The organism is Flavobacterium sedimenticola, assembly GCF_030053345.1.
Lineage (GTDB): Bacteria > Bacteroidota > Bacteroidia > Flavobacteriales > Flavobacteriaceae > Flavobacterium > Flavobacterium sedimenticola.
In genome coordinates, this window is the sequence record NZ_JASGBP010000001.1 from 211,861 (window position 1) to 224,464 (window position 12,604).

Below are 12,604 nucleotides of genomic sequence, written 5' to 3' on the forward strand. Positions count from 1 at the left end.
ATGGAAGCTGAAGAGAAACCACTACAGCGAAAAATCATTCATATTGATATGGATGCTTTCTATGCTTCGGTAGAGCAAATGGACAATCCCGAACTCAAGGGAAAACCCTTAGCTGTTGGCGGGAGTGAAGTGCGCGGCGTGGTTTCGGCGGCCAGTTATGAAGCGCGAAAATTCGGCGTTCGCTCGGCCATGAGCGGTGTTCAGGCCAAACGCAATTGCCCGGATTTAATCTTTGTTCGACCCCGATTTGACCGCTACAAGGAAATCTCTAAAAAAATTCGAAACATCTTTTACGAATACACTGATTTGGTCGAACCCTTATCATTAGACGAAGCCTATTTGGATGTTACCCAAAATAAAAAAGGGAATCCGAGTGCGACCTTAATCGCACAGGAAATCCGAAAACGAATATTTGAAGAAGTCGGGTTAACGGCTTCCGCCGGTATTTCGGTGAATAAATTTGTGGCCAAAGTGGCGAGTGATTATAACAAACCCAACGGACAAAAAACCGTCAATCCCGAGGAAGTAGAACCCTTTTTGGAAAATCTAGACATCAAGAAATTTTATGGTATCGGGAAAGTTACCGCCGAGAGAATGTACCATTTGGGCATTTTTACGGGAAAAGATTTGAAAGCGAAATCGAAAGAATTCCTTGAAGAACATTTCAGCAAAAGCGGCTTGCATTTTTACCATATCGTGCGCGGCATTCACAATAGTCCCGTAAAACCTAATCGAACTGCCAAATCAGTTGCGGCCGAACACACCTTTAACGAAAACCTGACTTCGGAAATTTTTATGGTGGCGAAATTAGAACGCATTGCGGCCGAATTGGAAAACCGATTAAAACGCTATAATATCTCGGGAAAAACAGTAACTCTTAAAATCAAATACAGTGATTTTACAACCCAAACAAGAAGTAAAACCTTGCCTTACTTTATTTCCGACAAAGGATTGCTTCTCGAAACAGCTAAAGAGCTTTTGTTTCAGGAACGGATGAAAGAATCCGTTCGGTTGTTGGGGATTTCGTTGAATAATCTCAATACGGAAGTCAAAAAAACCGTGGTGGTTCAGTTAAAATTTGAATTTTAATCCCATAAAAAAACCGACCTTATGGGTCGGTTTTCATGTATTATAGCTGTAGCAATTAATCTCTGCTCGATAGTTTTGATAACAATCTCAAGAATTCGATATACAACCAAACTAAAGTAATCATTAAGCCCATAGCGCCATACCATTCCATGTATTTTGGCAAACGTTGCGCTGCGCCTTTTTCAATTTGATCAAAATCTAAAAATAAGTTCAAGGCGGCAATCACAATTACAAAAGCACTGATGCCGATGCTGATCATCGAATTTCCGTAATGAATAGGCTCAAAACTGGTAAATAAAGACAACAACCAAGAAATTAAATAATAGGTAGCAATGGCTAAAGTAGCCGCTACCACTACCGATCGGAATCGGTCGTTTACTTTTACAACACCGTATTTATACAAGCCAAAACACACCATAAAAGTAACAAACGTACAACTCACAGCCTGAATGACAATTCCGGGATACATGACTTCAAAAATAGCCGAAAGGCCACCGATAAATAAGCCTTCAAAAATGGCATATCCCGGTGCTAAAAATGTAGAATATTGCGGTCTAAACACACTGATAAGCACCAAAACAAACCCAACGATTCCACCACCTAAAGTAAGTGCGATTGGGTTTTGACCGTTAAGTGTCATCATCCAAGTGATGGCTGCACTGGCAATCAACAAAATCAACATCAAGAAACTTTTATTGATGGTTCCGGACACCGTCATGGTTTGATTGTAATCGATAATCACCGCATCATGCGTTGCTTCGTTGTTGTCTTTGAATGATTTTGTTTTGAAAAACGGGTTGTTTGAATTCATATCGTTTTTGTATTTAAAATTAATGGCCTAAATGTACTAAATTTAATCTATTTCCGAAACGCGTAATGTATTTACCATTCCTTTATCGGCCACCGGCATCGCAGCTAAGTTAATCATCATATCGCCTTTTTTCACGTAACCCTTTTCTTTAGCCATTTGATTGATGTCGTCCACGGTATCATCGGTGCTGACAAACTTATCATAGTAAAACGCATTCACGCCCCAAAGTAAGTTTAATTGCGTCAAAATGCGTTTGTTTGACGTGTAAACCAAAACATGCGCTTGCGGGCGCCAAGCCGAAATTTGAAAGGCTGTATAACCACTGTTGGTTAAGGTAGAAATGGCTTTGGCTTTAATTTCATTGGCCATGATAGCCGCATGATAACAAATCGATTTGGTGATGAATCGCTTGGTTCTTACGTGAGGTGGATTTTGCGGTACGACAATTAACGGTGAATCTTCGACAGCTTCGATAATTTGGGTCATTTTTTCAATCACTTCCACCGGATAGTTCCCTACCGAAGTTTCTCCTGAGAGCATCACGGCATCGGCACCGTCCATAACCGAATTGGCTACGTCGTTTACCTCAGCACGTGTCGGCGTTAAACTGGTAATCATGGTTTCCATCATTTGGGTGGCTACAATTACCGGAATACGTGCTGTTTTGGCTCGATGGATTAATTTCTTCTGAATCAATGGCACTTCATGCGCCGGAATTTCGACACCAAGGTCGCCACGGGCTACCATCAATCCGTCACAAAAAGCCACAATTTTATCGATGTTTTCCACCGCTTCCGGTTTTTCAATCTTGGCTACAATCGGAATTTTATGATCGGAATTTTGCGCAATTAAATCTTGCAACTCTTCCAAGTCTTTTGGTGTTCTTACAAAAGAAAGCGCAATCCAATCCACTTTTTCCTCTATAGCAAATAAGGCATCTTTGATGTCTTTTTTGGTCAAAGCCGGCAACGACACTTTGGTTTGCGGTAAATTGACTCCTTTTTTAGATTTCAACGGTCCGCCCTGGATTACTTTACATACTACTTCGGTAGTACCATTCGTTTCTAAAGCTTCAAAAATTAGTTTTCCGTCATCCAACAAGATTCTTTCCCCGGGGTTAACATCCTGCGGGAAAGACAAGTAATTCATATACACACGCTCTTTGGTTCCGGGAACATCTTCGGCCGTTTGAAACGTGATGATGTCGCCGGGATTTACCACCACATCTTCTTTCATCACTCCTACGCGAAGTTTTGGGCCTTGCAAATCGGCTAAAATGGCGGTGGTATAACCATACTCGTCATTTAAACCGCGAATGATATCAATTCTTTCTTTTACATCGGCATAATCGGCATGGGAAAAATTGATTCGAAATACGTTTACGCCCGCATCAATCATATCTTTAATCACTTCTTTTGTGCTGCAAGCCGGACCCAAAGTGGCTACAATTTTCGTTTTTTTCCTTGTTGGCATTATCTTTAAAAAATTAAATTATTTTTTGATTTTATTTTTTCTACATCAACGGCATATACCGTACTGACTCTATTGATTTTCTTGATACTATTGGTAATTTTACCGGTGTCTACAGCTACTTCTCCATTTTCTATTTTGAGAAAGTAATCCACCTTTTTAAATTCGGGAATTAGATAAATTTTAGAGGAAAAATCATAGCTGTCGGCAAACAATCCCTGATTGGTATTGACCGACGGGATATAAGCGTCGTTTTGATTTTGAACCAAACTCCAGGCAATATCTTTAGTATCCTCAAAAACGAAACGGGTAAACTGTGTTTCGCCACCTTTATCACGAATCAGTATGTCACAGGGACTCTTTTTTAAATTAATCGGCAAATTTTGATTGAGGTAATACGCCAAACGGTAATCTTCTAAAGGAGAATGAATGGCTATCAACTGATAATCAATTTCGTCAAATTCATCTAAAGTCAACTTGTGAACTTGCATAAGTATTGCAATTTAAGTTGTAAATATAACATATCTAACACAGATTATCACCAACTACAGTTTGTGTTAACGTTATTTTATGAACGAAAACGTTATAGTTTTTTGAGAATCTGAATTATTTTTTGTTAATTTTTTCCTGAAATGCAAAATAGGCGCGTTGGGAGGCTTTCTCTTCGGCTTTCTTTTTGGAAGTAGCTCTGGCCTTGGCCACAATTTTATTATCGATACTTAGTTTAACGCCAAAATATTTTTGCCCGTCGTTACCGTTATCATCAAAAACATCATAATGAAAAGACTTTTTCTCTTTCTGACACCATTCAATCAGGAGACTTTTATAACTAATGACTTTTCCCTCCAATTTCGCAATATCCACATAAGGAATGATAACCCTCTTTTGAATAAATTTTTGGCAAAAATCGTAGCCTTTATCCAAAAAAATGGCACCCACTAAGGCTTCAAAAATGTTGCCGTGAATGTTCTCCCCAAAGTGTTGGGTAGGCACTTTACTATCCACAAATCGGATTAAATTTAAATCTCTTCCCAACTCATTGAGGTGTTCCCGACTCACGATTTTTGATCGCATTTTAGTCAAATAACCCTCGTCACCGGCCGGAGCTTCTTTATACAAATGGGCAGCAATTACAGCGCTCAACATGGCATCGCCCAAAAATTCAAGTCGTTCGTAATTAAGCGGATTCCCTTTTACATCGGTACGATTGGTTGATCTATGGGTAAATGCTTTTTCATAGTAGGCAATCGTATTGGGCTTGAAGCCGATTACTTCTTCAATTTCAGTAAAAAAAATCCCGTCCTGTGACGAACGGGAATTTTTAAATATTTTTTTTAGAATTTTCATCTAACTAATTACGCTTCAATTTTTTTGAACAAAACACAAGCGTTGTGACCGCCAAAACCAAAAGTATTGCTCATCGCCACTTTTACTTCTCTTTTTTGGGCTTTGTTCAAGGTTAAATTCAGGCTTGGATCTATGTTTTCATCCACAACCGTATGATTAATTGTCGGAGGAACAATCCCGTGCTTCATAGCCAATATGGAGGCTATGGCTTCTATGGCTCCGGCCGCACCTAATAAATGTCCGGTCATAGACTTAGTGGAATTGATGTTGATATTTTTAGCATGGTCACCAAAAACAGCACTAATAGCTTTCAACTCGGCCACATCACCTAATGGTGTCGATGTACCGTGAGTATTGATATGATCTACTTGTTCGGGTGTCATTCCGGCATCATTCAAACAATTTTGCATTACGGCTATCACTCCGATTCCTTCCGGATGTGGAGCCGTTAAATGATATGCATCAGAAGACATTCCACCACCACCGATTTCGCAATATATCTTTGCGCCTCGGGCTTTGGCGTGTTCGTATTCTTCTAACACTAAAGCGCCTGCTCCTTCTCCTAAAACAAATCCGTCACGGGTAGCATCAAATGGTCTGGATGCTGTTTCCGGGCTGTCGTTTCTGGTGGATAAGGCTTGCATCGAGTTAAATCCGCCCATACCGGCAATGGTTACTGCCGCTTCCGAACCACCGGATATAATAACATCACACATCCCTAAACGGATATAATTAAAGGCATCAATTAAGGCATTTGCCGAAGAAGCACAGGCAGAAACCGTGGTATAATTAGGTCCCATAAACCCGTTTCGCATCGAAATATGGGCCGGCGCGATATCGGCAATCATTTTCGGAATGAAGAACGGATTGAATCGCGGTGTTCCGTCTCCGGCCGCATAACTCATTACTTCTTCTTGGAAAGTTTCCAACCCACCGATACCGGCGCCCCAAATAACACCAACTCTTTGTTTGTTTACATTATCGTTGGTAATTCCGGCGTCTTTAATGGCTTCCTCGCTGGCAGCAATGGCATATTGAGCAAATTTGTCCATTCTGCGAGCTTCTTTACGGTCAATATAATTCTCAACATTGAAGTTTTTGATTTCGCAGGCAAACTTGGTTTTGTGTTTTTCAGTATCATAATAAGTTATAGGTGCTGCGCCGCTTCTTCCGTTAACCAAACCATCCCAATATTCTTCAATTGAATTACCTATCGGGGTTAACGCGCCTAAACCTGTTACTACAACTCGCTTTAATGCCATAATGTATGATTTACAATTGTATTTAAACAAATAATACCCATGTTTTCTTCAAATTAAATCATTAAAGAGACAAGGGTATTTTCAATATTTTTAAGATTGAATAACAATCAAAGTGTATTCATTTGATAAAAATAATAAAAACCCGTGAAAAAACAGGTTCTTCACGGGTAATTTATTTATTATTTTTTAGCTTCTTCGATATAAGAAATAGCTTGACCTACAGTAGCAATGTTTTCTGCTTGGTCGTCCGGAATTTGAATATCAAATTCTTTTTCGAACTCCATGATTAACTCAACAGTGTCTAATGAATCAGCGCCTAAATCATTGGTGAAGCTTGCTTCCGTTACCACTTCGTTTTCGTCAACGCCTAATTTGTCTACAATAATCGCTTTAACTCTTGATGCAATGTCTGACATAATTTCTAATTTTTAATTTTAAATTGTTGGCAAAAATAAAAAACTTTATTTTATAACAACGTTTTTGTTACTAAATATGATTACGAAAGTAAAAAAATAATTTCAAAATCTTGCATTTACATGCCTCAAAATAGCGCAAATATTCTTTTTCTTTGTACTCTGAAAAATTAGCAGGACAAATGAAAAAAATTGTGCTTTTTGCCTCCGGAAACGGTTCCAATGTTGAAAACATCATTCAGTACTTCAAAGACCGTGAAACGGTTTCGATAGTAGGGGTTTTTTCAAACAATACACACGCCGGAGTTATAGCAAAAGCGCAACAACACAAAGTTCCTGTTTTTACTTTTGACAAAAAAGAGCTCAACGAGGGATTCGTTTTGAAGAAAATCAATGCTTTGCACCCCGATTTGATTGTATTGGCCGGCTTTTTGCTCAAATTTCCGGAGCACATTATTGCTGAATATCCGAACAAAATCATCAATATTCATCCGGCTTTATTGCCCAAATACGGTGGTAAAGGCATGTATGGCATGCATGTACACCAAGCGGTTTTAGAAAATCACGAAAAAGAAACCGGAATCACCATTCATTACGTGAACGAGCATTATGACGAAGGAGAATTTGTTTTTCAAACTTCGGTGACCATCGAAGATTGCCAAACTCCGGAAGAAATAGCGGCCAAAGTACACGAGTTAGAACATAACCATTTCCCGAAGACTATAGAAAAAATTTTAACCCGTAACACGTAACCCGAAACCTTGAGTCACCAAGTCCACATCTATACCGACGGCGCTGCCAAAGGAAACCCCGGAAACGGAGGTTATGGCGTCGTGATGGAGATGGTAGGCACACCATATCGCAAAGAATTCTACGAAGGCTTTCGCCATACCACCAATAACAGAATGGAATTACTGGCTGTGATTGTAGGCTTGGAAAAACTCAAACAACCTAACATGAAAGTTCTGGTGGTTTCCGATTCCAAATATGTGGTGGATGCCGTAGAAAAAAAATGGGTTTTCGGTTGGGAAAAAATCGGCTTCAAAGGCAAAAAAAATCCGGATTTGTGGCTACGATTCCTCAAAGTATATCGCCGGCATCAGGTAGATTTCAAATGGATTAAAGGCCACAACAACCATCCGCAAAACGAACGCTGTGATGAATTAGCGGTGTATGCTTCGGGTTTACCAACACTTTCTGTTGATGCTTTTTATGAAAGAGAAGAGCAAAAACTACTCTGATAAAACTTTGCAACTTCACCGAGAAACTTCTGGGTTGCAACTCTGAAACTTTAGCCGTATCTTTGCGCCTTTAATTTGAAACCCTAAGAATGAACAAATTACTTATAGTCGGAACAGTGGCTTTTGATGCTATCGAAACGCCGTTTGGCAAAACCGACAAAATCCTTGGCGGTGCCGGAACTTTTATTGGTTTATCGGCTTCGTATTTTAACTTGCAATCGGCTATTGTTTCGGTAGTAGGCGACGATTTCCCGCAAGAATATATCGATTTATTAACCGCTCGAAACATTGATGTTTCGGGTTTAGAAATCGTGAAAGGCGGTAAAACGTTCTTTTGGAGCGGCCGTTATCACAACGACATGAATTCGAGAGACACGTTGGCTACCGAGTTGAATGTATTAGCCGATTTTAATCCGATTGTTCCGAATCATTTTAAAGATGCCGATGTGGTGATGCTTGGAAACCTACACCCTATTGTACAAACCGGCGTATTAAATCAATTGACACAAAAACCGAAATTGGTAGTTTTAGACACGATGAATTTCTGGATGGATTGTGCCTTACCGGAATTGTTAGACGTCATCAAACGTGTAGATGTGATTACCATCAACGACGAAGAAGCACGTCAGTTGTCGGGAGAATATTCTTTGGTAAAAGCCGCGGCTAAAATTCATACTATGGGGCCAAAATATGTGGTGATTAAAAAAGGGGAACACGGTGCCTTAATTTTTCACAACGAACACATTTTCTTTGCGCCGGCTTTACCATTAGCGGATGTTTACGATCCTACCGGAGCCGGAGATACCTTTGCCGGTGGCTTTGCAGGCTTTATCACACAACAAGGTGATATTTCGTTCGACACCATGAAAACGGCTATCATCCAAGGCTCTAACCTGGCTTCTTTCTGTGTAGAGAAATTCGGAACCGAAAGAATGCTCGAGCTCACCAAAGAAGAAGTGAACGAACGATTGAAACAATTCAAATCTTTAACACAATTTGAAATAGAATTACAATAACTTTATGCCTCGAAATTTCGGGGCATTTTTGTTTTAAATACCCGATAACACACAACTTACAACAACACAACAACACTTATGAGCGACGCCATTAAACACGAATGTGGAATTGCCCTTTTACGATTAAAAAAACCGTTGGCTTTTTACAAAGAGAAATACGGTTCTGCTTTTTACGGCATTCAAAAAATGTATTTACTGATGGAAAAACAACACAACCGCGGCCAAGACGGCGCCGGATTTGCTTCCATCAAATTTGATGTCGACCCCGGGGAACGCTACATCAGTCGCGTGCGTTCCAACAAAGCGCAGCCGATACAGGATATTTTTGCGCAAATCAATGACCGTATCAACGAAGCGCTCGAACACCATCCGGAATACAACGACAACGTAGCACTGCAAAAAGAAAATATCCCGTATGTAGGAGAATTGTTTTTGGGTCACGTTCGCTACGGAACGTTCGGCAAAAACAGCATCGAAAGTGTGCATCCGTTTTTACGTCAAAACAATTGGATGCATCGCAACCTGATTGTAGCCGGTAATTTCAACATGACCAATGTCACTGAACTCTTTAACAGTTTGGTAGAATTGGGCCAACATCCCAAAGAAATGGCCGACACGGTAACCGTAATGGAAAAAATTGGTCACTTTTTAGATGATGAAGTAACCGATTTGTATCAGGAATGTAAAAATAACGGCTTATCGAAACAAGAAGCCTCTCCGGTAATTGCCGAAAAATTAGACATTGCCAAAATCTTAAAACGCGCCTCCAAAGGTTGGGACGGTGGTTATGCTATGGCCGGATTATTGGGCCACGGGGACAGTTTTGTGTTTCGCGACCCGGCCGGAATTCGTCCTGCGTATTTTTACGAAGATGAGGAAATTGTCGTGGTAGCCTCGGAACGACCGGTTATACAAACGGTTTTTAATGTGGCTTTCGAAAAAGTACAGGAACTCCAACCCGGTCATGCTTTAATCATCAAAAAAAACGGACTGGTTTCGCAACAGGAAATTATAGTACCAACCGAAAAAAAGGCGTGTTCGTTTGAACGCATTTATTTTTCCCGCGGCAGTGATGCCGAGATATATCAAGAGAGAAAACAATTAGGCAAATTGATTTTACCGGCAGTACTCGAGGCCATCGACAACGATACCGACAATACCGTGTTTTCGTATATTCCCAACACGGCCGAAACTTCGTTTTACGGCATGATTGAATCGGCTAATGATTTTTTGAATCATCGCAAAAACCAATACATTTTAGACCATCGTAAAACATTGACCCGTGAAAAACTCGAGGAAATTCTTTCGGTTAAAATTCGCACCGAAAAAATTGCCATTAAAGATGCCAAACTGCGCACCTTTATCACCGAGGACAGCAGCCGGGATGATTTGGTAGCTCACGTGTACGATGTTACCTATGGTGTGATTAAACCCACCGACAATTTGGTGATTATAGACGACAGTATCGTTCGCGGAACGACTTTAAAAAACAGCATCCTGAAAATGATGGACCGCTTGAACCCGAAAAAGATAGTCGTGGTATCATCTGCACCTCAAATTCGTTATCCCGACTGTTACGGTATCGATATGGCGAAACTGGAAGGCTTAATTGCTTTTCGTGCTGCCATTGCCTTACTGAAAGAACGCAATCTATACCATATTGTGGATGAAGTCTACAAAAAGTGCAAAGCACAAGAAAAACTAAAAGACCGCGAAGTGGTGAACTATGTCAATGAAATCTATGCGCCGTTTGCCGACACCGAGATTTCCGACAAAATTGCTGAACTGTTGCATCCGGGCGATATCAATGCCGAAGTTAAAATCATTTTCCAAACCGTTGATAATTTACACGTTGCCTGTCCGAAAAATCTGGGCGATTGGTACTTTACCGGTCACTATCCGACACCGGGAGGTAATCGCGTGGTTAACAGAGCGTTCATGAATTTTTATGAAGGAAAAGATGCACGTGCGTACTAAAATTTTAACATTTTTGGTTGTTAAACGATTTTTGTTGCCGTTCGTCTAAATTTTTTGTTTTCAATTTGTTAAACCACATACATTTGACCTTACCATAGCATTAGTAGGTTAAGTTTATGGTAGATTTGGGGCAAAAAGGGTGAAGTTTTACTTCACCTTTTTTATTTTCTTTCCCTCTGAAAATCAGCAAAAAATTTCAACGATTAAACTTGCCGTTCAGCGATTTTATTTTTTAGCCAGTACTAACTCACCTACATTTGACTTTACCATAGCATTAGTAGGTTAAGTTTATGGTAGATTTGGGGCAAAAAGGGTGAAGAGAAATTTTCACCTTTTTTATTTTCAGCCATCTTGAAAACCCATCAAAAAAACAGAATTCACTCTCATTTGCCTATCATTCCAATATATTTTAAGTTAAAAAGTACATTTTTCTGCAAGATGTTATTAGATTTGCTTTACCATAGTATTTAGTGTAGGTTAAGTTTATGGTAGATTTGGGGCAAACAGGTGGAAGCAATTCCGCCTGTTTATTTTTTATACCCCTATAAAAAAAACCGATCTCATTTGATAAACGAGACCGGCCTGAAACATCAAAAAAATTATTTTGACTTATTTTTCCGTAGCGTACAAACGAGCTACTTCTGTCCAGTTAATCACATTAAAAAATGCTTCAATATAATCCGGACGACGATTTTGATAGTGCAAATAATACGCGTGTTCCCAAACATCCATTCCTAAAATAGGAAAGCCTCCGCAACCGGTATCCGGCATCAACGGATTATCTTGGTTGGGTGTAGAACACACTTCTAACTTTCCGCCTTTGTGTACGCACAACCAAGCCCATCCCGAACCAAATCGGGTTGCACCCGCTTTAGCAAACTGCGCTTTAAATTCTTCAAACGAACCAAAAGCGGCATCAATCGCTTCGGCCAATTCGCCGGTTGGTTTTCCGCCACCGTTAGGCGACATAATTCGCCAAAACAAATTGTGATTGTAGTGACCGCCACCGTTGTTGCGAACAGCCATGTTAGTCATATCCAAATTAATCAAAATGTTTTCTATGGTTTTACCTTCCATATCCGTTCCGGCAATCGCCGCATTTACATTCGTCACATAAGCGTTATGGTGCTTCGTATGGTGAATTTCCATAGTTCTGGCGTCAATATGAGGTTCCAAAGCATCGTATGCATAAGGTAATGATGGTAATTCAAAAGCCATAATATTTTTGTTTTATGTTAGTATTAAAATGAATTCAAATTTATACATTTAACTTCGGAAATGAAAATTCTATTTTCCAATTAACAAATAATTAAAATCGATATTCCTTTTGGAAGCTGTTTCCCGCTGTTCGCTGTATCTTTTGTTTTGCCCCTCGACGGTGCTCGGAACAAAACAAAAGGATGCCGCTTCCATCGGGGCTAGAAAACCGAAATCACATGCCATTCGACTTACAACCCACACACCTGCACAATGAACGCATTCAACTCACTCCGTTGCAGGAAGACGATTTTGAAGCGCTGTATGCCGTGGCATCCGATCCGTTGGTTTGGGAACAGCACCCCAACCCATTGCGGTTCCAACGCGAAGTGTTTCAAAATTTCTTTGAAGGAGCTATGAGTTCTCAAGGGGCGTTTCTCATTCGCGATACAAAAACAGGCGAAGCCGTGGGCAGTAGTCGGTTTTACGATTATAACAAAAACCAAAAATCAGTACTGATTGGCTATACCTTTCTCGGACGGCCATTTTGGGGCAACGGCTATAACAGAGCGCTCAAAAAATTGATGCTCGATTATGCTTTTCAATATGTCAACAAAGTGTATTTTCACATCGGCGCCGGGAACATTCGCTCTCAAAAAGCCATAGCCAAAATCGGTGCGGTAAAAGTGGATGAATTTGAAGTAGACTATTACGGCGAAGAACCGAAGTTGAACTTTGTCTACGAAATAACTCGCGAAGCATTTCAATCCGAATGACATAA

The 12,604-nt window shown here is 40.2% G+C and carries 13 protein-coding genes; 6 read left to right on the forward strand and 7 right to left on the reverse strand.

All coding sequences use genetic code 11. The annotated features are described in order from the left end of the window. Complete coding sequence (gene dinB, locus QHT84_RS00845; RefSeq protein ID WP_283237641.1) at nucleotides 1-1,089, forward strand: DNA polymerase IV; 1,089 nt, start codon at nucleotides 1-3, stop codon at nucleotides 1,087-1,089. 55 nt (nucleotides 1,090-1,144) lie between these two features. Here the strand turns inward: dinB and QHT84_RS00850 are convergent, their stop codons facing one another. From QHT84_RS00850 to QHT84_RS00875, 6 genes are all read right to left on the reverse strand, one after another. Beyond that, nucleotides 1,145-1,900: a Bax inhibitor-1/YccA family protein gene (locus QHT84_RS00850; RefSeq protein WP_283237642.1), complete on the reverse strand. Its 756-nt coding sequence runs from the start codon at nucleotides 1,898-1,900 to the stop codon at nucleotides 1,145-1,147. Nucleotides 1,901-1,942: 42 nt separating this feature from the next. Continuing rightward, on the reverse strand, nucleotides 1,943-3,373 hold the full coding sequence (gene pyk / locus QHT84_RS00855; protein ID WP_283237643.1) for a pyruvate kinase: 1,431 nt from the start codon (nucleotides 3,371-3,373) through the stop codon (nucleotides 1,943-1,945). 5 nt (nucleotides 3,374-3,378) lie between these two features. After that, entirely contained in the window at nucleotides 3,379-3,861 is a 483-nt protein-coding gene (locus QHT84_RS00860; protein ID WP_283237644.1) for an IPExxxVDY family protein, read from the reverse strand. 115 nt (nucleotides 3,862-3,976) lie between these two features. Then, on the reverse strand, nucleotides 3,977-4,717 hold the full coding sequence (gene rnc / locus QHT84_RS00865) for a ribonuclease III (protein ID WP_283237645.1): 741 nt from the start codon (nucleotides 4,715-4,717) through the stop codon (nucleotides 3,977-3,979). An 8-nt stretch (nucleotides 4,718-4,725) separates the two neighbouring features. After that, a complete protein-coding gene (fabF, locus tag QHT84_RS00870; RefSeq protein WP_283237646.1) occupies nucleotides 4,726-5,979 on the reverse strand; it encodes a beta-ketoacyl-ACP synthase II in 1,254 nt (417 codons plus the stop codon). Nucleotides 5,980-6,158: 179 nt separating this feature from the next. Continuing rightward, complete coding sequence (locus QHT84_RS00875; RefSeq protein ID WP_007137004.1) at nucleotides 6,159-6,395, reverse strand: acyl carrier protein; 237 nt, start codon at nucleotides 6,393-6,395, stop codon at nucleotides 6,159-6,161. 179 nt (nucleotides 6,396-6,574) lie between these two features. On the opposite strand from QHT84_RS00875, the gene purN reads away from it, so the two are divergent. From purN to QHT84_RS00895, 4 genes are all read left to right on the forward strand, one after another. Further along, nucleotides 6,575-7,144: a phosphoribosylglycinamide formyltransferase gene (gene purN, locus QHT84_RS00880; protein ID WP_283237647.1), complete on the forward strand. Its 570-nt coding sequence runs from the start codon at nucleotides 6,575-6,577 to the stop codon at nucleotides 7,142-7,144. Nucleotides 7,145-7,153: 9 nt separating this feature from the next. Continuing rightward, the gene (rnhA, locus tag QHT84_RS00885; protein WP_283237648.1) at nucleotides 7,154-7,633 is read left to right on the forward strand and encodes a ribonuclease HI; all 480 of its coding nucleotides are present in this window, start codon (nucleotides 7,154-7,156) and stop codon (nucleotides 7,631-7,633) included. A gap of 89 nt (nucleotides 7,634-7,722) precedes the next feature. Further along, nucleotides 7,723-8,649, forward strand: a complete 927-nt coding sequence (locus QHT84_RS00890; RefSeq protein WP_283237649.1) for a PfkB family carbohydrate kinase — start codon at nucleotides 7,723-7,725, stop codon at nucleotides 8,647-8,649. A gap of 78 nt (nucleotides 8,650-8,727) precedes the next feature. Continuing rightward, nucleotides 8,728-10,626 carry an amidophosphoribosyltransferase gene (locus QHT84_RS00895; RefSeq protein ID WP_283237650.1) on the forward strand — a complete coding sequence of 633 codons (1,899 nt, stop codon included), beginning with the start codon at nucleotides 8,728-8,730 and terminating at the stop codon, nucleotides 10,624-10,626. Between the two features lie 609 nt (nucleotides 10,627-11,235). On the opposite strand, the gene QHT84_RS00900 is transcribed toward QHT84_RS00895, so the two are convergent. Further along, nucleotides 11,236-11,844 (reverse strand): superoxide dismutase, encoded by a 609-nt coding sequence (locus QHT84_RS00900; protein ID WP_283237651.1) that lies wholly within the window; start codon nucleotides 11,842-11,844, stop codon nucleotides 11,236-11,238. 218 nt (nucleotides 11,845-12,062) lie between these two features. Here QHT84_RS00900 and QHT84_RS00905 point away from each other — a divergent pair, with 218 nt between their 5' ends. After that, entirely contained in the window at nucleotides 12,063-12,599 is a 537-nt protein-coding gene (locus tag QHT84_RS00905; RefSeq protein WP_283237652.1) for a GNAT family N-acetyltransferase, read from the forward strand. The last annotated feature ends 5 nt before the right edge of the window (nucleotides 12,600-12,604 follow it).